The organism is Nitrosomonas sp. Is35 (genome assembly GCF_033063295.1).
GTDB lineage: Bacteria > Pseudomonadota > Gammaproteobacteria > Burkholderiales > Nitrosomonadaceae > Nitrosomonas.
Genome location: NZ_JAWJZH010000001.1, coordinates 1,416,347 through 1,438,493, shown reverse-complemented (window position 1 = coordinate 1,438,493; position 22,147 = coordinate 1,416,347). Strand labels below are relative to the sequence as shown.

The 22,147-nt window shown below is 48.2% G+C and carries 19 protein-coding genes; 4 read left to right on the top strand and 15 right to left on the bottom strand.

The window, feature by feature from the left end; genetic code table 11:
- Positions 1 to 42 precede the first annotated feature (42 nt).
- The 15 genes from purF to R2083_RS06580 all read right to left on the bottom strand — a co-directional run bounded on the left by purF (position 43) and on the right by R2083_RS06580 (position 17,095).
- Positions 43 to 1,563 carry an amidophosphoribosyltransferase gene (purF, locus tag R2083_RS06650; RefSeq protein ID WP_317530810.1) on the bottom strand — a complete coding sequence of 507 codons (1,521 nt, stop codon included), beginning with the start codon at positions 1,561 to 1,563 and terminating at the stop codon, positions 43 to 45.
- A gap of 37 nt (positions 1,564 to 1,600) precedes the next feature.
- Positions 1,601 to 2,107: a CvpA family protein gene (locus R2083_RS06645; protein ID WP_317530811.1), complete on the bottom strand. Its 507-nt coding sequence runs from the start codon at positions 2,105 to 2,107 to the stop codon at positions 1,601 to 1,603.
- 64 nt (positions 2,108 to 2,171) lie between these two features.
- Positions 2,172 to 2,900, bottom strand: coding sequence for an SPOR domain-containing protein (locus R2083_RS06640; protein ID WP_317537944.1), 729 nt, complete (start codon positions 2,898 to 2,900; stop codon positions 2,172 to 2,174).
- Between the two features lie 16 nt (positions 2,901 to 2,916).
- Positions 2,917 to 4,206, bottom strand: a complete 1,290-nt coding sequence (folC, locus tag R2083_RS06635) for a bifunctional tetrahydrofolate synthase/dihydrofolate synthase (RefSeq protein ID WP_317537943.1) — start codon at positions 4,204 to 4,206, stop codon at positions 2,917 to 2,919.
- A 45-nt stretch (positions 4,207 to 4,251) separates the two neighbouring features.
- The gene (gene accD / locus R2083_RS06630; protein WP_317530814.1) at positions 4,252 to 5,121 is read right to left on the bottom strand and encodes an acetyl-CoA carboxylase, carboxyltransferase subunit beta; all 870 of its coding nucleotides are present in this window, start codon (positions 5,119 to 5,121) and stop codon (positions 4,252 to 4,254) included.
- Positions 5,122 to 5,155: 34 nt separating this feature from the next.
- Complete coding sequence (trpA, locus tag R2083_RS06625) at positions 5,156 to 5,956, bottom strand: tryptophan synthase subunit alpha (protein WP_317538982.1); 801 nt, start codon at positions 5,954 to 5,956, stop codon at positions 5,156 to 5,158.
- A 113-nt stretch (positions 5,957 to 6,069) separates the two neighbouring features.
- Positions 6,070 to 7,269, bottom strand: a complete 1,200-nt coding sequence (trpB, locus tag R2083_RS06620) for a tryptophan synthase subunit beta (protein WP_317537942.1) — start codon at positions 7,267 to 7,269, stop codon at positions 6,070 to 6,072.
- A complete protein-coding gene (locus R2083_RS06615; protein ID WP_317537941.1) occupies positions 7,266 to 7,883 on the bottom strand; it encodes a phosphoribosylanthranilate isomerase in 618 nt (205 codons plus the stop codon). The genes trpB and R2083_RS06615 overlap by 4 nt, the downstream gene beginning before the upstream one ends.
- 27 nt (positions 7,884 to 7,910) lie before the next feature.
- The gene (gene truA / locus R2083_RS06610; protein WP_317537940.1) at positions 7,911 to 8,708 is read right to left on the bottom strand and encodes a tRNA pseudouridine(38-40) synthase TruA; all 798 of its coding nucleotides are present in this window, start codon (positions 8,706 to 8,708) and stop codon (positions 7,911 to 7,913) included.
- A gap of 55 nt (positions 8,709 to 8,763) precedes the next feature.
- On the bottom strand, positions 8,764 to 11,244 hold the full coding sequence (locus tag R2083_RS06605) for a FimV/HubP family polar landmark protein (protein ID WP_317537939.1): 2,481 nt from the start codon (positions 11,242 to 11,244) through the stop codon (positions 8,764 to 8,766).
- Positions 11,245 to 11,429: 185 nt separating this feature from the next.
- Positions 11,430 to 12,542: an aspartate-semialdehyde dehydrogenase gene (asd, locus tag R2083_RS06600; RefSeq protein WP_317530819.1), complete on the bottom strand. Its 1,113-nt coding sequence runs from the start codon at positions 12,540 to 12,542 to the stop codon at positions 11,430 to 11,432.
- A gap of 152 nt (positions 12,543 to 12,694) precedes the next feature.
- The gene (leuB, locus tag R2083_RS06595) at positions 12,695 to 13,756 is read right to left on the bottom strand and encodes a 3-isopropylmalate dehydrogenase (protein ID WP_317538981.1); all 1,062 of its coding nucleotides are present in this window, start codon (positions 13,754 to 13,756) and stop codon (positions 12,695 to 12,697) included.
- A gap of 25 nt (positions 13,757 to 13,781) precedes the next feature.
- The gene (leuD, locus tag R2083_RS06590; protein WP_317537938.1) at positions 13,782 to 14,420 is read right to left on the bottom strand and encodes a 3-isopropylmalate dehydratase small subunit; all 639 of its coding nucleotides are present in this window, start codon (positions 14,418 to 14,420) and stop codon (positions 13,782 to 13,784) included.
- A 33-nt stretch (positions 14,421 to 14,453) separates the two neighbouring features.
- Entirely contained in the window at positions 14,454 to 15,866 is a 1,413-nt protein-coding gene (gene leuC, locus R2083_RS06585) for a 3-isopropylmalate dehydratase large subunit (protein ID WP_317537937.1), read from the bottom strand.
- Between the two features lie 83 nt (positions 15,867 to 15,949).
- Positions 15,950 to 17,095 (bottom strand): MFS transporter, encoded by a 1,146-nt coding sequence (locus tag R2083_RS06580; RefSeq protein WP_317537936.1) that lies wholly within the window; start codon positions 17,093 to 17,095, stop codon positions 15,950 to 15,952.
- A gap of 423 nt (positions 17,096 to 17,518) precedes the next feature.
- On the opposite strand from R2083_RS06580, the gene R2083_RS06575 reads away from it, so the two are divergent.
- The 4 genes from R2083_RS06575 to R2083_RS06560 all read left to right on the top strand — a co-directional run bounded on the left by R2083_RS06575 (position 17,519) and on the right by R2083_RS06560 (position 22,147).
- Entirely contained in the window at positions 17,519 to 17,938 is a 420-nt protein-coding gene (locus R2083_RS06575; protein WP_108698921.1) for a rubrerythrin family protein, read from the top strand.
- 118 nt (positions 17,939 to 18,056) lie between these two features.
- Positions 18,057 to 20,048, top strand: a complete 1,992-nt coding sequence (locus R2083_RS06570) for a DUF3501 family protein (RefSeq protein ID WP_317537935.1) — start codon at positions 18,057 to 18,059, stop codon at positions 20,046 to 20,048.
- Positions 20,045 to 20,557, top strand: a complete 513-nt coding sequence (locus tag R2083_RS06565; RefSeq protein ID WP_317537934.1) for a CNP1-like family protein — start codon at positions 20,045 to 20,047, stop codon at positions 20,555 to 20,557. The genes R2083_RS06570 and R2083_RS06565 overlap by 4 nt, the downstream gene beginning before the upstream one ends.
- A gap of 225 nt (positions 20,558 to 20,782) precedes the next feature.
- Positions 20,783 to 22,147 carry an ammonium transporter gene (locus R2083_RS06560; RefSeq protein ID WP_317537933.1) on the top strand — a complete coding sequence of 455 codons (1,365 nt, stop codon included), beginning with the start codon at positions 20,783 to 20,785 and terminating at the stop codon, positions 22,145 to 22,147.

The following is a 22,147-nucleotide window of genomic DNA, read 5'->3' as shown; positions in this document are numbered from 1 at the left end:
CTCAAAATGACATGATGGTTATTGAATGCCCTGCTCAGTATGCTATTCGGAAAAAACCAAACTCAGATCCAATTGTGTATTGAGTTTAGTTTGTAATACCGAATGATTGGAATTACGCTGTAACTCCAAGGTTTGTAAATATTCGGGAGTAATGTCCCCGGTTATATAATCACCGTTGAAACATGAAGTTTCAAAACTTTTAACCGCAGGCAATACTTTTGAGACAGCATGATTTAGTGCATCCAGATCTTGAAAAATCAAATAATCTGCACCAATTTCATTACAAATTTCTTCTGTCGTACGATCAGTCGCGATCAATTCCTGACGCGTCGGCATGTCGATACCGTACACATTCGGATATCGCACCGGCGGAGCTGCGGAAGCAAAGTAAATTTTATTCGCACCCGCCTCGCGCGCCATCTGAACAATTTCCCGGCTCGTCGTGCCGCGAACAATGGAATCGTCCACCAACATAACATTCTTGCCGCGAAATTCGATACTCATGGCATTCAGTTTCTGCCGCACGGATTTACGCCGCTGCTGCTGCCCCGGCATGATGAAGGTGCGGCCGACATAGCGATTCTTGACAAATCCTTCACGAAAATCAATGCCCAAGCTGTTGGCAAGCTGTAAGGCGCTTGGGCGGCTGGAATCGGGAATTGGGATGACCACATCGATATCCAAATGATGCATCGTATTTCTGATTTTCTCAGCCAGATGCTCTCCCATGTTTAATCGCGTTTCGTAAACTGAGATACCGTCGATAACGGAATCGGGCCGGGCTAGATAAACATATTCAAAAATACAAGGATTCAACGAAGCATCGGGGGCGCACTGCTTATTGTAAAAATTGCCGTCTTCATCGATAAAAATGGCTTCCCCGGGCTGTATATCGCGTATTAATTTAAAACCCAGCGTATCCAGCGCGACACTTTCCGATGCGATCAGATACTCATCGCCCAATTCATTTTCTGCAGTACCAAAAACCAATGGCCGTATGCCATAGGGATCGCGAAAGGCTAACAATCCATATCCTGCGATCATCGCCACCACCGCATAAGCGCCTTTGCAGCGTTTATGAACACCGGCCACCGCAGCAAAAATAGTAGCGGGATCGAGCTGGCAATTGCGCGTGCTTTCTTGCAATTCATGCGCTAGCACATTGAGCAGAACTTCCGAGTCGGAATTGGTATTCACATGCCGCAAATCGGTTCTGAACAATTCTTGATTCAGTTGCTCCGCGTTGGTTAAATTGCCATTATGGCTTAATACGATGCCGAATGGCGAGTTGACATAAAAAGGCTGCGCCTCGGCTGATGAGTTAGCTGATCCGGCGGTCGGATAACGCACATGTCCGATACCGATATTACCTGCCAATGCACGCATGTTTCTGGTGCGAAATACATCACGCACCAAACCCAAACCTTTATGCATGTGAAAAGTATTCCCTTGCGCTGTTACAATGCCGCTTGCATCCTGCCCGCGATGCTGCAACATGAGCAAACCATCATAAAGTAACTGATTGGCGGGTGATTTTGCAACAATGCCGAGAATTCCACACATAGAAATGCTCCGTTAATTTTGTTTTCCCTGGTCCATCTTAAAGATTTTCTTTTCGTTCAAAACTAATGCGCTTTGACAGATCGGCCGGAAGCCAAGGTAACACTTGCAGTGCAATCGCTTCCAAAGGACGACTCAAAACTGCTTGCTGCCAAAATACCTGATTTGGAATTGTCGTTAAGCCGGCGATTAAAGTCAGTAACGTAACAATCGCCAGCGCCCTTAACAGGCCAAAAATAGAGCCAAACAATCGGTCGATGAATCCCAGTCCGATGCCTTTAATTAATGAAGTGAGCAACATAGTCCCCAGTGCAGTGATCAGCAATACCGCAAGAAACGTTAAAACAAAGGCAATCGAAATGCGCAATGTCTCACCGACAATTTCAACCGGTAAAAATTGCTCAAAAAACGATCCGTACGCACTGGCTACTATAAAAGCAACTACCCAACCGGCAATGGATAGCGTTTCCCGGACAAATCCCCGGAAAATACTTAAAAGTATTGAAACAAGAAAAATACCGGAAACAACATAATCAAACGCGGTCATCAGTTAAAATCAGTCCCATTTTCGTTGATTCATAACAGAAAATAAAAGCCATTCCATGATCAGCTTATTTGGGAGCCACTACACCGTCCAGTCCAATCTTTTTTAGTTTCTTTAATTCGGCTTCGGCAGCGCTTCGTGTCGTGAAAGGACCGATCCGTACACGCGTCACCTCATTGTGATCGACTTTCAATGTTTCAGTGTAGGCTTTAAACCCGCTCGATAATAGATTGGCTTGCTGCTGCTTGGCTTTCGTTTGATCGGAAAATGCGCCCAGTTGCACGACAAACGCTTTAGCTACATCCATCGGTACTGCTACAGATGCTGCCACGGATGGACTTATTGATGTTGCCGCAGGCGCAGGGGCAGGTGCAGTTGCGGCGGTATTTACTACTGCGTTGTTTTTCACTTCTGGAGCGACGGCTACCGGACGCCGGTCAAATTTGGGTTTAATACCTGGGATTGGAATGCGTTTCTGGTCATTCGACATTCCAGAGAATTCATCATGGTGTTGTGAACCTGCTTTCGATTTGCCGGGTAACTCAGGCGACGCCTCATCGTCCATGCCGGAATATTCACTGCTCACAGACTCTTCTTTGAGCGCCAAATCGTTTCTGTTGCTCTTAGACGTCGGCAAATTGATAGCAATTTCCTGTTTTTCACTTCCGCCTTTTGGCTCATCGAATATAGCCGGCAGTACAATCACAGCAGCAAGTACCAGTATGATAGCGCCAACCAGACGCCGCCTTGCGCGTTTCCTGAGTAATAATTCTTCTTCACTGATATTTTTATTCATTTGAAATAGCCGATTATTACCTGCTCTGTTGTGTGCCCAAATACTGCAACACGCCGCTTACCGTATAGAACGATCCAAATATGCAAATTCTATCATTTTTACCGGCTTGTTCACAGGCAAAAACAAAAGCCGCAACACTGTCGGAAAACTGGTAAATGACATCCGCATCGCTCGAAATACCCGCTTTATGAATTTCATTGATCAAATAATCGGCCGATGCGGCGCGAGGAGATTGTATAGCCGATACTAACCAGAAATCGATGTCGTTTTTTAATGCCCGAATGACGCCTTGGATATCCTTGTCTTGCAACATGGAAAATACCGCATAGGTGTGGCCGGATGGCTTCGTCGCCGTCAAATTTTCCGCTAAAACAGCGGCCGCAGCGGGATTGTGTGCGACATCCAAAATGATCATCGGTTGCGTGGAAACCATTTGAAATCTACCCGGTATGACGGCTTCGCCCAATCCTTGCCGGATGTCTTTCATACTGACCGGTAACAATTCACACAAGGTATCCAATGCGGCCAGGCAAGCACTGGCATTTTGCAGTTGCTTGACACCCCGGAGCGCAGGGTATGGAAGAGAATGCCGCCACCCTTTCGGCCCCCAGTAATCCCATTGCATGCCTTTGTTTGAGTAACCAAACTCTTTGTTCAAACGGAAAAATTGGGCACCGGAAGTTTCAATGTGCTGATGAACGGAATCCGGTATATCAGCTTCCGCACAAATAGCCGGTTTGCCTTTTCTAAAAATCGCGGCTTTCTCAAAACCTATTTTTTCCCGCGTATCTCCCAGATAATCCATGTGATCAAGATCGATACTGGTTACGATTGCACAATGCGCGTCGAATATGTTCACCGCATCCAGGCGTCCACCAAGACCGACTTCTAAGATCGCCACATCAACACGCGCTTGAATAAATATATGCACCGCCGCCAATGTGCCAAACTCAAAAAAAGTCAACGAAGTATCGCAGTCCTTTCTGGCGGCATCGATGTGTGCAAAAGCATCGCACAGGCTTTTATCATCCACTTCATTCTTATCGATGCGGACACGTTCGTTATAGCGCAGCAAATGCGGCGAGGTATAACATCCCACCTTGTAGCCAGCGCAGCATAATATCGACTCCAGCATTGCACAAACCGACCCTTTACCATTTGTGCCCCCCACCATAATAATGGGAAATTGTGGTATTAAAGCAAGCTTGGATCGAACCAGGTTGACACGCGCCAGTCCCATTTCAATCGTTTTGGGATGAAGCGATTCCAGATACGTTAACCAATCAGCAAGCGAATCAGCTTCCATTTGGCGTGCCTGTATTTAACAGGAAGTGAAATGATCAAACGGTGTTTAAGGAATGGGCGCAGGAATACGCATCAGTTGCGTGCAGAGATTGACAATCTTGTCACGCATTTGCCGCCGGTCCACGATCATGTCGATCGCACCATGCTGCAATAAAAATTCAGCGCGCTGGAAGCCATCGGGAAGGGTTTGACGCACCGTTTGCTCAATGACACGCGGACCGGCAAAACCAATCAGCGCGCCGGGTTCGGCGATCACTACATCGCCAAGAAAAGCAAAACTGGCGGATACGCCACCCATCGTCGGATCGGTCAGAACCGATATGAACGGTAATTTACGATGACTCAGCTTAGTCAGCACGGCCGTTGTTTTCGCCATTTGCATCAAGGAGAATAAACCTTCTTGCATGCGGGCGCCGCCACTGGCGCTGAAACAAATAAAAGGCAAATGATGGTCAATGCAGGTTTTAACGCCGCGCACGAATCGTTCGCCAACGACCGAGCCCATCGAACCACCCATAAAACCGAATTCAAATACCGCAACAACAACTGGCATCGTTTTGATGGTGCCTTGCAACACCACTAAGGAATCTTGCTCGTCGGTGTTTTCTTTCGCTTGCGTCAGGCGATCCGTATAACGTTTGCTATCTTTGAATTTCAGCGCATCAGTGGCAATCACTTCAGCACCGATTTCATACCGTCCCTCTGGATCCAGCAGTTGATCGAGACGGTTCCTTGCCGAAATACGATTATGAAAATCACATTTAGGGCAGACATTCAAATTCTTGACCAGGTCCGTGTAGTATAAAACCGCTTCACAGGTGCGGCACTTACTCCACAAGCCTTCCGGCACTATTTTCTTTTCACCCGCTTCTTTTCTCTTGATCTTTGGCGGGATAATGTTCTGAAACCAGCTCATCTGTAACGTTTCCTAAAACGTGTTAAACATTGTTTCAATTCTCATCAATGGCTTTACGCAAGGTGCCGATCAGATTTCCTACGTTCCCGAGCAATTCGGCTTCCGGAGATTTCTCGATTTCCTCGATGATGCGGCTGCCAACCACGACGGCATCGGCCAGATCGGCGACTGCCTTGGCTGTTGCGCCATCGCGAATGCCAAATCCGACGCCGATCGGCAATGCAATATATTGGCGTAATTGTGCCAGCATCGCGCTCACATCTTGAAGATCCAAGTGGGATGCGCCGGTCACTCCTTTTAGGGAAACATAGTAAATGTAACCTTTGGCCATTTTCGCCACTTGCTCAATGCGTGCCTGCGGTGTTGTCGGGGACAGCAAAAAGATCGCATCGATTTCTTGTTGCTCCAGACATTGCACCCATTCAGCCGATTCTTCAGGGGGATAATCGACGATCAAAACACCATCGACGCCGCACTCCTTTGCTTTGGCGGCAAAGGCTGCATGACCCAGGGCTTCAACCGGATTAGCGTATCCCATTAAAACAACCGGTGTCGTGCTATCCGTTTTTCTGAACTCGCCCACCATATGCAAAACATCATGCAGACTGACGTGATGCTTTAACGCGCGCTCGGATGATCTTTGAATTGTTGGTCCATCCGCCATAGGGTCGGAAAAAGGCACCCCCAGCTCAACGATATCAGCACCCGATTGAACCAGCTGATGCATCAATTGAATGGTTATTTCCGGATTAGGATCACCGGCGGTAATAAATGGAATGAGTGCTTTCCGGTTTTGATTTTTTAGTGCAGCGAATTTCGTGGCAATACGATTTATTTTTTTAGCGTCATTCTGATCGCTGAAAATATTCATTAAACTCTTTATAAAGCTCATGTGTTCATCCGCTCTCAATTCTTCTCAGAAAACTGCAAAATACTGTTACTCACTCATTACAGCGTTAAACCGGACATTTGCGCAACCGTTGCCATATCCTTGTCACCTCGTCCGGATAAATTCACCAGCAGCAGTTTGTCCTTGGGTAAAGTAGGCGCATATTTGGCAGCGTAAGCCAGCGCATGGCTTGACTCCAATGCCGGCATAATACCTTCATACCGGCACAGTGTATGAAATGCTTCCAATGCTTCATCATCAGTGATCGCGACATATTCAGCACGGCCGCAATCCTTGAGCCAGGCATGCTCCGGTCCCACGCCGGGATAATCAAGACCGGCAGAAATGGAATGGGTCTCAATAATCTGGCCATTTTCGTCTTGGATCAGATAAGTGCGGTTCCCATGCAATACACCGGGTTTACCCGTGGATAAAGTCGCTGCGTGCTGGTTTGTATCAATGCCTTTTCCCGCTGCTTCCACACCGATCAAACGGACATTGGCATCATCGATATAGGGGTAGAATAAGCCGATTGCATTCGATCCGCCACCGACACATGCAATCAACGCATCCGGCTGCCGGTTATAATCTTCCAGCATCTGCACTTTGGCTTCATCTCCAATCACCGCTTGAAAATCCCTGACCATCATCGGATACGGGTGCGGCCCTGCCACAGTGCCGATGATATAGAAAGTATTTTCAACATTGGTGACCCAATCGCGCATCGCTTCATTCAACGCATCTTTTAAAGTTCGTGACCCGGATTCGACCGGTACTACGGTGGCACCGAGCAATTTCATGCGATACACATTGGTGGCCTGCCGTTTCACATCCTCGGATCCCATGTAAACCACGCATTCCATGCCATAACGCGCCGCTACTGTAGCACTTGCCACGCCATGCTGGCCCGCGCCGGTTTCCGCGATGATGCGCTTTTTCCCCATGCGCTTAGCCAGTAAAGCTTGTCCTATGGTATTGTTGATTTTGTGCGCGCCGGTATGGTTTAAATCTTCCCGTTTTAATAGAATCTGCGCACCCCCTAAATGCTCCGACCATCTTTTGGCGTGATAAATAGGACTAGGACGCCCGACATAATGTTTTAATTCATAAGCAAATTCTGCTTTAAACTCGGGATCGTCGCGATAAAATTCATATTGCTTGCGCAAATCTTCCAAAGCTGAAATTAACGTTTCAGCGACAAATATGCCGCCATAGGGACCAAAATGGCCTTCTTTATTCGGCAGATCATAAGCACTCACAATTGTTTAACTCCTTGCATGAAAGCAATAATTTTCTTCTTGTCCTTGATACCCTTTGAGGCTTCCACACCACTTGAGACATCAACCGCCCAGGGTTGGGTTTGTTTGATCGCTCTTGCCACATTATCTGGATTTAAGCCACCGGAAAGAATGAGCGGTAGAGACAATTGCTGTGGAATGAGTTGCCAATCAAAAGCGTGTCCAGTACCTCCGGGCATATCCGCAGCATAAGTATCGAGTAATAATCCTTTTGCTGCCCCGTAACGTTGGGCATATTGTAGCAAATCTGTGTCCGGTTTGACTCGAATCGCTTTAATATAAGGCTGAGGAAACTGATTGCAGAATTCCGGCGATTCATCACCATGAAATTGCAGTAGATTGAGTTTGGCAGCTCGAGCGGTTTCTACGACCCATGCCGCATCCGGATTGACATAGACACCGACCGTGCAGATGAAAGGGGGAATCACTTCGGCAATCCGCTGCGCGAATTCGGGATCAATATAACGCGCGCTGTGTGGCCAGAAAACAAAACCGATGGCATCAACACCACACTGAACTGCTGCAATTGCGTCTTCACTACGGGTGATTCCGCATACTTTTACGCGCACTGACATGGAAATCTATATTGTCTTGTGTGTCACTTAATTATGTATCGATAACCCCGGAATGACCGGGAGCTGGGAAAACTCCGGCATACCCCAGTCAGCGTCGTATTTCACACCGGTCAGATACAATCCTGCAGGAGAAAATGTCGGCGCCGCATATGTCCGGTTACGGCTGTCCAGCAACGTACGCATCCAATCAACAGAATACTTGCCTTTCCCGATATAAACAAGGCAACCGATAATATTTCTCACCATATGATGCAAAAATGCATTCGCACATAGTTCAAAAACAAATAAATCCCCTTGGCGGGAAACAGTTAGCCGAGTGATTGTCCGTACCGGGGATTTCGCTTGGCACTCCGCCGCCCGGAATGCGGAGAAATCATGCTCACCCACCAGAATAGCGCCCGCGCTTTGCATTTGCTCCAATTGCAGCGGATGATGATACCATCCCACCTTATTGTTATTGAGGCCGGGACGAACCGGTTGATTTAATAACAAATAGATATAGCGCCGCTCTACAGCGCTATATCTTGCGTGGAACTCGCCAGATACTTCTGCTGCCCATAGAATGGCAATATCGTTGGGCAAGAGCGCATTGACACCGCGTACCCATGCACTGACCGGGCGCTGCGCTGATGTATCAAAGTGCACCACTTGATAAAGCGCATGCACGCCGGTATCGGTACGGCCCGCAGTGATGATACGAATTTTTTCCTGTGCGATCTTGGATAGGGTTATCTCAAGCGTATCCTGAATCGAGCAGCCTTGCGGTTGACTTTGCCATCCGCAATAACGGCTGCCGTCATACTCTAAAACCAGCGCTATCCGCACAAACTAGAATTGCCATACTGATTGATTGGGTGCAAGGTGCATTAAGAAGCAATTTTTACAAGCTTTTCAGCATTTTCTTTGCGGCTTTTTTCTGCTTCTCGTCGCCATCACGGATGACTTCCTCCAGCATTTCTTTGGCGCCTTCCTTATCGTCCATTTCTTGATAAGCTTTTGCCAAATCGAGCTTGGTTTCCACTTCCTGCCATTGCTCGCTCTTTTCACCCGAGTCAGGATTCTCATCTTTTTCGCTCTCTTGGACGGAATCTTCAAGATTCAAATCTATACCAGCTAAGTCGGGCATGTTAGATTCCAATTCCGGCTCAATGGCTTCATGCGCAACATCCAGCGATGACTCAAATTCCAAGGGTTCATCTAATCCAGAGAATTTCTCACTGCTGTCAATCGCTATTGATTCGTCATCGAGTGCAGGCACTTCGATTTCATTCACTGTTTTATCCTCAGTAAAATCAATATCCGCATCGCCTAAATCAAAATCCAATTTTTCATCGTCTGAAGCATTGTCATTTAAATTGAGAGTATCGAGAGATTTTTCCGAATCGTCAAAATTAATTTCCAATGCATAATCTGAAGCGCTCTCAGGCGTTTTCAAGTCTTCTGCAGCGTTCGATAATCCAGCTTCATCGCCAATCAATGATTGATTTGCAGCCACTTGATGCTTAGCATCAACAGCCTCATCACTTAAATCGAAATCAATCTGATTGACCGGACTGGTCGAATCCTGAGCGGAGTCAGCGGCTTGACCATACTCTTCCGCAAAATTATCCTGCCCATTTTCATCAATGGGCTGCTCATGCTGCTGCAACTCATTGGCGGATTGTTCATCGTCAACTTGTGATTCTGAAACAGTATCATATTGCGCGACATTGTCTTCGTAATACTGAGCATCCTTATCGAATTCTTCATCCTCGGAAGCAGCATTAATATTCTGATACGTTAAATCATCTTCTTCACGCTCTGCGGCAGGCACATCTGCTGCTGCATCCGTTGCTGCCTGAGCGGCAGTCATTGTTGCCATACGCGATCGCATGGCGGAGGAGAAATTCTCTTTCTTGTCTTCCTCCTCGTCACTGACTTCTTCCAATTGGTTGCGGCGTCTCTTAATAATCAGCAGAATCAGCGACAACCCCAGCACCGATGCAGCAGCAATATATTCGATGTAATTGAATAACAGATCGACCCAGGACTGCCCCTCAGCGTCTTCTGGCGGCAAGGGTAATGGAGTCAATGGCGCAGTCTTTGCTGCTTCTGGCACCGGTTGAACGGCCGGAATCTCTTGTACTACTGCGGATTCAGGTTGCAGCTTCGGACCTTTTTCAGCTGCTGCGTCTACTGCAGGCGCAGTCTGGACTTCCGGTTTAACAGTAGTTTTGGGAGCCGGTTCCGCTTTGAGTTGAGCCTGAGCCAGAACGGAATCCTTCAGCTCTAACAGTTGCTTAAGATTATCAATGCTTTTTTCCAGCATCGCGACACGTTCATTCGCTTCCTTCAAGGCCAGGTTTCGTGCGATGGCATCTTCCTCCATCATACGTAGACGATCGACAAGATTTGCGTCAGGAGTCTTACCGTCCTTATCCGGCAATTGAGCACCGCTGGATAGTTTCAGAACCTCTTTGGATACGCTTGGTGTTGCAGCGGATTTCTTATCGAGAGTGGTTGTAATCTGACCTTGATCCGATTGGCTGATCGTACGGGATGCCGTCGATTCTCGGCTGATATCCGCCAGTTTTCCTCGATAACTGCGCCAATCCGCAGTCTGCATTTTAATTTCTGCTTTTGCGGTTGTTGTATCAATCGATGCAACTTCATTCTTCTCGGGTATTTTCAGCACTGCACCAGCCTTGAGCAGATTCATGTTGTCTGCAATAAAGGCATCCCGGTTTGCATGATAGAGCGCCACCAGCATTTGATTCAGATCGACACCGGCTGGTAACACCTGACGCGCTATGGATGATAAGGTATCCCCGCGTTTTACCGGTCCGTAGGATTTTTTCGTTTGCGCTGTAGCATTATTTTTCCGCTTGGGTGATGAATTTGCAGCTTGGTTATCTTTTTCAGCATTGGATGTTCTTTCCTCATCCAGGCGTGTTGTCACTATCGCCGGAGTAGAACTGGTGCTGGCTGCCGCAAGATTCTGCGTATTGGTCTCAACCGGATCAAGCAGAACCGTATACTCACGTAATATCCGTCCTGAAGACCAGCTTAGCTCCATCAATATCATCAAAAAGGGATCGTTGACAGCTTGCGGAGAGGTCAGCTTGATATAGGGATTGCCGTTCGACCGTAATTCTACCGAAGCTTTAACAGCCGATAGCACTGACTCATAGTTGATACCGGCTTGTGCAAACGCCTCCCGAGTGGCGACACTGGCTTTTAGAGATGCCACATCATCGCTGCTGGTAGTGACAATCTCGATTTCAGCGGCAAGCGGTTGTCCCAAAGCGGAATTGAGTGTCAGCTTACCAAGTCCTGCGGCTTGAACAACAGCCCATGGCAACATCAAAACGATTACAAGCAAGCTTACTCTGAAAGATGTTTTATACACCGAAGTACCCTCTCTAGTTTTTTTGAAAAAAGATATCGAAAGGCTAACATTGTGACGCAATCATGTAAGCTAAGATTATGCCTCAAATTACAGGCTAATTCATATAAAACAGACCTATAATTGTTAAAATGTACCTAAAGTGTGAAGAAATGAGAATTTCAATGCTGAATCAGTATGCGCAGCATTCTTCGCAGCGGTTCCGCCGCGCCCCATAATAATTGATCGCCGACGGTGAAAACGGATAAATATTCTTTACCCATCGCTAACTTACGTAACCGCCCCACTGGTATCGATAAGGAGCCTGTTACGGCAGTCGGCGTTAATCTGGACGTGGTTGCTTCTCTTTCGTTAGGAACAACCTGCACCCAATCATTGGATTGAGCGATAATTTCCTCGATTTCATCCAAGGGCACATCTTGTTTTAGTTTGATGGTGAGCGCCTGACTATGGCAGCGCATGGCACCGACGCGCACGCAGATGCCATCGACAGGTATTTGCTGGTCGCTGCTTCCGAGAATCTTGTTAGTTTCCGCCTGTCCTTTCCATTCTTCCCGGCTTTGCCCATTGGCCACTTCTTTATCGATCCAAGGAATCAGACTGCCCGCCAGCGGCACACCAAAATTTTCCGTGGGGAATTTTTTATCGCGCAATGTGCCGGCGACTTCGCGATCAATTTCCAGAATGCTGGAAGCGGGATCGTTCAATAAATCCTTGGCTACGCGATGTGCTTCACCCATTTGTTGCAGCAATTCGCGCATATTTTTAGCGCCGGCGCCCGATGCCGCCTGATACGTCATGGCGCTCATCCATTCCACCATGCCTTTTTCAAACAGGCCGCCAACCGCCATGAGCATCAAGCTGACCGTGCAATTACCACCGATATAGTTTTTCACGCCGTCATGCAGCGCTTGTTCAATGACCGGTTTATTGACCGGATCCAGGATGATCACGGCATCTTTTTCCATGCGTAATGCGGAAGCGGCATCGATCCAATAGCCTTGCCAGCCGGATTGGCGTAATTGTTTGAAAACCTGATTGGTGTAATCTCCACCTTGGCAGGAAATGATGATATCCATTGCACTCAGTTGATCAAGATCGAAAGCATCTTTCAATGGCGGCGTTTCCTTGCCAATTTCAGGACCTGTGCCGCCTCTTTGTGAAGTCGTGAAAAAAACAGGATCAATCAGAGAAAAATCTTTTTCTTCCCGCATTCTTTGCATCAAGACGGAACCCACCATGCCACGCCAACCAACAAAACCCACTTGTTTCATTGCTTTTCTCTTACCTTAAAATTGACAACCGGTTAATCAAATAAAAATACTTTTTAAATATTAGCTTACATTACAAATCGATAACCAATGAGTAATGCGCCAATACACCGCCAATTCAATCATTCGTACATTGATCCGCTACCAAAGCGCTTTCACATCGCGGACAACACCGCGTCACCCATCGCCTGAGTGCCGACCGTTTTCATTCCAGACTCATCGATATCTTTTGTACGGTAGCCCGCTGCCAAAACTTTTTTGACGGCATTCTCGATGCGCTGCGCGGCTTCCTCCTGGTTAAATGTGTAGCGCAACATCATGGCCGCCGACAGTATCGTCGCCAACGGATTCGCCAGATCCTTTCCGGCAATATCCGGTGCCGAACCATGAATCGGTTCGTACAAACCTTTGTTATTTTCATCCAGCGAAGCGGAAGGCAACATGCCGATGGATCCCGTTAGCATCGAGGCTTCATCGGACAATATATCGCCGAACATGTTTCCGGTAACGATGACATCGAATTGTTTCGGATTGCGCACCAGCTGCATCGCGGCATTATCCACCAGCATATGAGACAGCGTGACTTGCGGATATTCTTTTGCCACTTCGATAACCACATCGCGCCACAGCTGCGTACACTCCAGCACGTTCATTTTATCCACGGAGCACAATTTTCCCTGCCGTTTAGCCGCAGCCTGAAAAGCAACGTGCGCAATGCGCCGTATTTCGGATTCACTGTAAATCATTGTGTTAAATCCGACACGTTGTCCGTCTCGCGTCTCAATTCCGCGCGGCTCGCCAAAATAGATATCTCCCGTCAATTCGCGCACGATCATGATATCGAGGCCCGCAACCACGTCATACTTCAAACTGGAAGCATTGGCCAGTTCGGGATAGAGTATCGCCGGGCGCAGATTGGCAAATAAATTCAATTCTTTCCGAATGGCGAGCAGCCCTCTTTCCGGGCGTTGATGCCGCGGTAGTGCATCGTATTTCGGCCCGCCGACAGCACCGAGTAACACAGCATCCGCTTGACTGGCCAATCGATGCGTCGCGGCCGGATAGGGCTCTCCCATCGCATCAACCGCGCAGCCGCCGATCAAGCCGTACTCCAGCTCGATAGCCAAGCCATCCGTTTTTAAAGCATCCAGTACACGCACGGCTTGTGCGATGATTTCAGGTCCAATTCCATCGCCTGCTAGAACAGCAATTTTCATCATATTTTATTTTTAGTGGTGATCTTTATACAAACAACCAAGGCTGTTCATTACGCCGTTTTTGTTCAAATTGTTTAATTTTCTCAGCCTGTTGCAAGGTGAGGCCAATTTCATCCAACCCATTGAGCAAGCAGTGTTTACGAAAAGCATCAACTTCAAATTTAAATTCTGTGTTCTGCGGTGTGATCACCGTTTGTTTCTGAAGATCTACCGTCAAGCGATACCCATCTGTTGCTTTGACTTCTTCAAACAAACGATCCATTTGTGCTGCGTCAAGCACAACCGGCAGCAAACCTATCTTAAAGCAGTTGTTAAAAAAGATATCGGCAAAACTGGGTGCGATGATGACGCGAAAACCATAATCCTGAAGCGACCAAGGCGCGTGTTCGCGGCTCGATCCGCAACCAAAATTGGCTCGCGTCAGCAGTATCTGCGCCCTTTGATAGCGTGCTTGATTCAGCACAAACTCGGGATTCGGCTGGCGCTGCGTCACGTCCATTCCCGGTTCTCCGTGATCGAGATAACGCCATTCATCAAACAAGTTCTGACCAAAACCGGAGCGTTTGATCGATTTAAGAAATTGCTTCGGTATGATGGCATCGGTATCGACATTGGCACGATCCAATGGTGCCACCAAGCCGGTAAAAGTATGAAATTTTTCCATTGATTTGTATTAGCAGTTACTGCAACCCGTAATCTATTGATTGAATTCACGCACGTCGACAAAATGCCCGGCAATTGCAGCCGCTGCGGCCATCATAGGGCTAACCAGATGCGTTCTTCCGCCTGGGCCTTGCCGTCCTTCAAAATTCCGATTGGAAGTCGAGGCGCACCGTTCACCTGCGGTCAGCCGGTCATCGTTCATCGCCAAACACATGGAACAGCCGGGTTCACGCCACTCAAAACCAGCCGCGACAAAAACTTTATCCAATCCTTCTTGTTCGGCTTGTTTCTTGACCAATCCGGAACCTGGAACGACCAGCGCCTGTTTAATATTGGCGGCAATGTGTTTTCCTTTGACGATATGCGCCGCCGCACGCAAATCTTCAATGCGCGAATTCGTGCACGAGCCGATGAAAATTTTATCCAGTGTAATCTGCGTAATGGGCAAATTGGCTGGCAATCCCATGTAGTTCAGCGCTTGCTGCATATCGTGGCGTTTGACTTCATCATCAATCAACGCAGGATCAGGCACAGCGCCATCAATCGTTGTCACCATTTCAGGCGAAGTCCCCCACGTTACTTGCGGTTTAATCCGCTCGGCATCCAAAGTCACGGTACGGTCAAAAACCGCATCCTCGTCGCTAAAGAGTGTGCGCCAATAAGCAGCTGCGCTATCCCACAGCTCGCCCTGCGGTGCAAAAGGCCGTCCTTTAATGTAATTAATCGTGGTATCGTCAACCGCGACCATCCCGGCGCGCGCACCGGCTTCAATGGCCATATTACACAGCGTCATACGGCCTTCCATCGATAACGCGCGAATCGCACTGCCGGAAAATTCAATCGCATAACCAGTACCGCCTGCGGTACCGATCTCACCAATGATGGCCAAAGCAATATCTTTGGCAGTAACGCCAAATCCCAATTTACCTTCCACGGCAATGCGCATGGCTTTGGATTTTTTCATCAACAAACACTGCGTCGCCAATACATGCTCGACTTCCGATGTACCGATACCGAACGCCAAGCAACCGAATGCACCATGCGTGCTGGTATGCGAGTCCCCGCACACAACCGTCATGCCAGGCAATGTCGCACCCTGTTCCGGACCGATGACATGGACGATGCCCTGACGCAAGTCATTCATCTTGAATTCGGTAATGCCCAGCTCATCGCAATTTTGATCCAGCGTATCCACTTGTAAACGCGAAATGGGGTCATGAATGCCGTGGCTGCGATCCGTGGTCGGCACATTATGATCCGCCACGGCAAGAATGGAATTAAGACGCCAAGGTTTTCTTCCTGCCAATTTCAAGCTCTCGAATGCTTGCGGACTGGTTACTTCATGCACCAGGTGACGGTCAATATAGATCAATGCCATACTGTTCGGATCATCCGATTCAGTATGCACCACATGTTGATTCCAAAGTTTGTCGTATAGCGTTTGCATCGGGCCGGGTAAAATTTAAAAATCGTTAACGCGCGATTATCCCATAAAGTTTACAGATTCAACAAACCTAACACGCGCTTGCATTACTGATTGAATGATTTCATTTTCCAGGCGATTAGGATTAAGCCGCCGGATGCCGCCGCCGCACTGATGAAAAAAGTAATCTCCGCACCTAGCCAATCCCAGGTATAACCGCTAAATACCGCGCCCAATGCACCGCCCACGCCATACGCCGTACTGGTATAGATCGCTTGCCCTTTCGCTTGATGCCGCCCCTGAAAGAATTGATGAACAACCATCATGGCGGCAATATGATGTGTGCCATAAGTGGCCGCATGCAGAATTTGCGCAAAAACGATAACAATTGGCCATTCGACATATTCTCCCAGTAGCACAAAACGGAGCATGGCGCAGGCGAAGCTAAAAATCAGAATGGCTTTTAAACGAAAATACCGCATCAACCAAGGCATGATGAAGAAAATACCAATCTCACAAATCACCCCGATCGCCCATAGCCACCCGACAAATCCTTTCTCATACCCATGCTCCACCAGATAAATGGAGAAAAACGTATAGTAAGCGCCATGCGCGAACAACATCAGCAAGCTGGAAAGCAAAAACGCCATGACTTCCGGACGCAGGCAAATCTGCCGGACCGAATGCAGTCCGGCGGCATGACGCATGATTTCTTTTTCAGGGATGTGATAAGAAAAAATCACGATACCCAGCTTGAGTCCCAGCACAGCCCAGAGTAACCAGACAATCTCCACATTTTCGAGCAAATAACCAATACCGACCACCGCCAAAACGAAGCCCACCGACCCCCAGGAACGGATTCGCCCATACTTGTCGGTATAATTTTCCAAATGTGAGAGCGTAATAGCTTCCATCAATGGCAGCGAAGCGCTCCAAAAGAAACTCATTAGCAGCATGACAAAAAATATCCAAGCAAAGGATTCGCCTGCAAAGAAACCGCAGAAACTCAAACAACCACTGACCGCTGCCACCTGTACAACGCGCACGCGCTTACCGGTATGATCCGCCAGCCATCCCCAAACTGCCGGTGAAAAAATCCGCGCAACCAGCAGCAATGACATCAACACACCAATCTGCAATGCATTAAACGACAGCGACTGCAAATACAAACTCCAATACGGCGAGAATGCACCAATGAAAGCAAAGTAAAAAAAATAAAAACCGGACAGGCGCCAGTAAGGAAGTGATGGCATAGCGTGCGTAAATCGATGCAGTAATTAAACTCAGGAAGCCAACTCAAAGAAAGAAAACATAAAACGCACAGAACCGGGCGCAAGCGGCGGCAATACATTCTGAGTTACCGGAATGCTTATTCTACAAGAATTCACACTGCAAATCTTTTCTCCATCCACGGCGGAATTGCACTGTTTCTCACTCTCGCCATCGTAGATAGTTGACAATCCATAAGCCCTTCGATAGTCTCCACGCACGGATTGGATTTTGTATTTTTACGCACTCGCCATGCGCTGATTAAGCTGAAGGAAACGTTGGCAAGATGCACAACCATCACTTTACGTCCCCGTTTCTCAGCCAGTCTCAGTTTTACGCGACACGAAAATACATTTTTTTCATCTCTATGAACTATAAAAATTCATCAATCTAAAAAGGAGAGCATGATGGAATTGAAAGGATCAAAAACCGAAGGAAATCTGAAAGCCGCTTTCGCCGGTGAATCTCAAGCCAATCGCCGGTATTTATACTTCGCAGCAAAAGCTGACGTGGAAGGACAAAACGATGTGGCTGCGGTTTTCCGTTCTACCGCCGAAGGCGAAACCGGTCATGCACATGGCCACCTGGAACATCTGGAAAGTTGTGGCGACCCGGCTACCGGATTGCCTTTCGGCTCTTCCCGCGACAACCTGAAAACCGCCATCGCCGGTGAAACACACGAATACACCGATATGTATCCCGGCATGGCAAAAACCGCGCGCGACGAAGGCTTCGACGAAATCGCCGATTGGTTTGAAACGCTGGCTAAAGCGGAACGCTCGCACGCCAACCGTTTCCAGCGCGCACTGGATAGTCTGGCCGATTAATTTTATCGCGCCGCGATTATTGCGCTGATTCCAAAATTTCTGCGGGGTTTTCCGGTTATCCGGCCAACCCCGCAGCCGCAAGTCTGAACTAAAACTTTGTATACGCTGATATCCCGCTATGGCTACTCGTGAAGGCAGTCTCGAAGCACCGAAACGTCATCCTATCGACTGGAAGAATCTCGATTTCTATAACGAAACCAGTTTAAATCAGGAAATGGAGCGTGTTTTCGACATTTGCCACGGCTGCCGCCGCTGTGTCAATCTCTGCACGGCATTCCCACGCTTGTTCGACCTGATTGACGAAAGCGCGAGCGGGGAATTGGATAGTGTTAATAAACAACAGTTTTGGGAAGTTGTCGATCGCTGCTATCTGTGCGACATGTGTTTCATGACCAAATGCCCTTATGTGCCGCCGCATGAATGGAACATTGACTTTCCGCATCTGATGCTGCGCGCCAAAGCAGTTAAATATAAAAACCAGGGTGCCGGTTTTCGCGACAAATTGCTGTCCAGCACGGATTTAATGGGCAAACTGGCGACGATTCCCGTGGTGGTGCAAGCCGTCAATGCCATGAATAATACACCGGCTGTGCGCAAAATCATGGATAGCACGCTGGGCATTCATGCCGACCGTAAATTGCCTGAATATACCGCGGATAAGTTTCGCGCGAACGCGAAACCAAACGATACCTTCCTCGTTAAAGACGGTGCGCGCACGCCCGGCAAAGTCGCTATTTATGCCACCTGCTATGTTAACTACAACGAACCCGGCATCGGCCACGATTTATTAAAAATACTGGAACATAATGAAATTCCAGCGCGTTTAGTGGAAAAAGAAGCCTGTTGCGGCATGCCGAAGCTGGAACTGGGTGACTTGGATGCCGTAGAAAAGCTCAAAAATAAAAATATTCCACACTTGCTGAAACTGGCGCAAGATGGCTATGCCATTCTCTCGGCCGTGCCTTCCTGCACGTTGATGTACAAACAGGAACTACCGCTGATGTTTCCGCATGATGCAGCCGTGCAAGCTGTCGCTGCTGCCATGTTTGATCCATTTGAATACTTGGCTTTGAGAAATCAGGACCATTTACTTAAGACAGATTTCAAGAAACCGCTGGGCAACGTGGCTTACCATATTCCTTGCCACCAGCGCGTGCAAAATTTCGGGAAAAAGACTCGAGATATCCTGCAACTCATTCCGGATACCACCGTCAACACCGTTGAACGCTGTTCGGGGCATGACGGTACCTGGGGTGTGAAAAGCGAGCACTTTGCCGATTCGATGAAAATCGGCCGTCCGGTTTTCAAACAAATGGCCGCTTCGAATCCGGATTACATCAGCTCGGATTGCGCGATTGCCGCGCGCCATATTGAACAAGGCATCGGTGAAAGCAAAGCACAGAAATTGCATCCGCTCACGTTACTTCGTCTGGCTTATGATCCTGACAGCACTCATAAACCAGCGATCAGCGACGACCAATCTATTACCCCAACCCCTGCAGCAGGTGAAAAACAAATGACGACCGCAATCACTCGCGAGAACCTCTTGACGCTGGAAGCTTATGCCAAAATCCGCAAAGACTTCCGCGTACAAGTGATGGCGCACAAGAAAACACGTAAAGTCCCTCTGGGGGAAAATATCATGCTGATTTTTGAAGATGCTTTGACCATTCGCTATCAAATCCAAGAGATGCTGCATGTCGAGCGTATTTTCCAGGAAACGGAAATCGTGCATGAACTTGAAACGTATACCCCGTTGATTCCGGACGGTCAAAATTGGAAAGCGACGATGATGATAGAATATCCCGATCCTGCTGTACGTGCTGAAAAACTGGCAACCTTGGTCGGCGTCGAAGACAAGGTCTGGGTAAAGATTGCCGGACATGCACCGGTTTTCGCCATCGCGGATGAAGATCTGGAACGGGAAAACAGCGAAAAGACATCATCCGTGCATTTTTTGCGTTTTGAACTGACCCCGGAAATGATTCAAGCACTTCAGCAAGGTGCAGCAATAAGCATGGGTGTCGATCATCCAGCTTATCAAGCCACAGTCGATGCCGTTGCTGCCGATGTTCGCGCTTCGTTGCTCACTGATTTAACCATCGCATGAAACGAACGCTTATTCCACTGATTGGTGTTTTGTTTTTGCTTGCCTGCGCCAAGCCGCCGTTCAAGGATGAATTTGAAAGTGACAAGCCTTGGGTTGAGCAAATAACACAGCTTCCTGCTTATCCGGAGACAAAGGATCTGCTGGCTTTTGATGCCGGTGCAGTAACCAGCAATCAATATTTGGTTGACACCACTTCCATCAAAATCGGTCAAGACGAGGTTATCCGCTTCACGTTGGTAGTTAAATCGTCGGCGGGCGCCATGAATGTCAGCTACGAAGGCATCCGCTGCGCCACCTCGGAAAGAAAACTCTATGCGCTCGGGCGCGATGATAAAACCTGGACCAAACCCCGTGTGTCGGAGTGGCAAAAACTGGATTATGTCCGTCAATTTTATGCACAACGCGAACTCTCCAAAAATATCTTCTGTCCGCATCAACAAATTGTCAGCACAACCGAAGATGCCATTCAAGCACTGAAAGCAGGCATGCATCGAAGCATTTTCCGCTGATAGAAAATAAATTTTAGCTGCCAGAATTTAGTATTTCCTCCCGGGCACTGTTGTCCTTCCTTCGTTCATCAATTCATATCCATTAGAAATCAGAAATTTATTTCCCCCTATTGTTTTTAGGGGAATTAAAGCTCACACTCTGCGTGGGGATATGTCATATATCACCCCTCCTCTGGATCTCGTCGAGGATTAACCCGAGAAATCACTAGAATAAGGAAGAATCACATGAAAAAAAGCTTTAGCTTGATATTGCCGGGCGCAATAAGTCTGTTTCTCCTCAGTTTCAGTAGTTGGGTCAGCGCAGAAGCCGCGCCAGCCTTGAGTGAAGCGCGCACAGTCGCGCAATATAATTACATCATCCATATTCTTGCCATGCTGCTGATCGGTTTCGGCTTTTTAATGGTTTTTGTACGCCGCTATGGATTTGGTGCAGTAACAGGCACATATTTGGTTGTCGCCGTTGGCTTGCCTTTATATATATTATTCCGCGCCAATGGTATTTTCGGCCATCAACTTTCACCACATTCGCTCGATGCGCTCCTGTATGCGGAGTTATCGGTTGCCACCGCATTGATTGCAATGGGCGCGGTGCTGGGACGTTTACGCGTTTTTCAATACGCTTTGCTGGCTTTATTGGTGGTCCCACTCTATTTAATCAACGAATGGCTGGTGCTTGACGATGCCATCGGCTACACCACCGGCTTTCAGGATTCCGCCGGATCCATCGTGATTCATGCATTCGGCGCTTATTTCGGATTGAGTATGTCTCTAGTACTGACTACGGCCTATCAGCGCAGCCAGCCGATTGAATCGGATCACACATCGGATCGTTTTGCGATGCTCGGCTCCATGGTACTTTGGTTATTTTGGCCGAGTTTTGCCACCGCGTTAGTGCCGCTGGAAAACATGCCGCAAACCGTAGCCAATACATTGCTGGCACTGTGTGGTGCAACCATTGCCACCTATTTCCTCAGTAGCAAACTGCACGGCGGTAAAACATCCATGGTGGACATGGCGAATGCCGCGCTGGCGGGTGGTGTTGCCATCGGCTCGGTGTGTAATATCGTCTCGCCTACTGGAGCCTTCGGCATCGGTTTGCTGGCCGGTATCGTCTCCGTTCTGGGCTATGTTTTTCTGCAACCCAAGCTCGAATCCCGCTTTAAACTGGTCGATACCTGCGGTGTACACAACCTGCACGGCATGCCAGGGTTACTGGGCGGATTGAGTGCTTTCCTGGTCGTGCCGGATGTCGCCATTGCACAATTCAATGGTATCGTCATCACACTGGTCATCGCAATTACTGGCGGATTACTTGCCGGTGCAATCATTAAAGCAACCGGAACCACGCGCGAACCGTACGAAGATAGTGTCGAATTCACCCATCTGGCCGGACCCGAAACGGAGAATTTACCCGAGCTGCTGGAAACCCGGGTAGAAGCTTTGGAGAGCCATGCTTTGGCCGCTAAGCCGCAAATTCCAGCCGAATCATCCGAAACCAAAATACTGGTTGCGAGATTGGAGTCCCGGCTGCAGATTCTAGAAAGCAAAATCGCCGCAACACACACTTTAAATCCTGAAGAAAAGACATAG

What these genes read in the sequence shown, in the direction of transcription:
- R2083_RS06560 (WP_317537933.1), top strand. Translation starts at nt 20,783, where the DNA reads ATGAAAAAAAGCTTTAGCTTGATATTGCCGGGCGCAATAAGTCTGTTT.
- R2083_RS06575 (WP_108698921.1), top strand. Translation starts at nt 17,519, where the DNA reads ATGGAATTGAAAGGATCAAAAACCGAAGGAAATCTGAAAGCCGCTTTC.
- leuC (WP_317537937.1), bottom strand. Translation starts at nt 15,866, where the DNA reads ATGCAAACGCTATACGACAAACTTTGGAATCAACATGTGGTGCATACT.
- leuD (WP_317537938.1), bottom strand. Translation starts at nt 14,420, where the DNA reads ATGGAAAAATTTCATACTTTTACCGGCTTGGTGGCACCATTGGATCGT.
- asd (WP_317530819.1), bottom strand. Translation starts at nt 12,542, where the DNA reads ATGAAACAAGTGGGTTTTGTTGGTTGGCGTGGCATGGTGGGTTCCGTC.
- R2083_RS06645 (WP_317530811.1), bottom strand. Translation starts at nt 2,107, where the DNA reads ATGACCGCGTTTGATTATGTTGTTTCCGGTATTTTTCTTGTTTCAATA.
- R2083_RS06580 (WP_317537936.1), bottom strand. Translation starts at nt 17,095, where the DNA reads ATGCCATCACTTCCTTACTGGCGCCTGTCCGGTTTTTATTTTTTTTAC.
- R2083_RS06565 (WP_317537934.1), top strand. Translation starts at nt 20,045, where the DNA reads ATGAAACGAACGCTTATTCCACTGATTGGTGTTTTGTTTTTGCTTGCC.
- folC (WP_317537943.1), bottom strand. Translation starts at nt 4,206, where the DNA reads ATGGAAGCTGATTCGCTTGCTGATTGGTTAACGTATCTGGAATCGCTT.
- R2083_RS06640 (WP_317537944.1), bottom strand. Translation starts at nt 2,900, where the DNA reads ATGAATAAAAATATCAGTGAAGAAGAATTATTACTCAGGAAACGCGCA.
- R2083_RS06570 (WP_317537935.1), top strand. Translation starts at nt 18,057, where the DNA reads ATGGCTACTCGTGAAGGCAGTCTCGAAGCACCGAAACGTCATCCTATC.
- R2083_RS06615 (WP_317537941.1), bottom strand. Translation starts at nt 7,883, where the DNA reads ATGTCAGTGCGCGTAAAAGTATGCGGAATCACCCGTAGTGAAGACGCA.
- leuB (WP_317538981.1), bottom strand. Translation starts at nt 13,756, where the DNA reads ATGAAAATTGCTGTTCTAGCAGGCGATGGAATTGGACCTGAAATCATC.
- accD (WP_317530814.1), bottom strand. Translation starts at nt 5,121, where the DNA reads ATGAGCTGGTTTCAGAACATTATCCCGCCAAAGATCAAGAGAAAAGAA.
- purF (WP_317530810.1), bottom strand. Translation starts at nt 1,563, where the DNA reads ATGTGTGGAATTCTCGGCATTGTTGCAAAATCACCCGCCAATCAGTTA.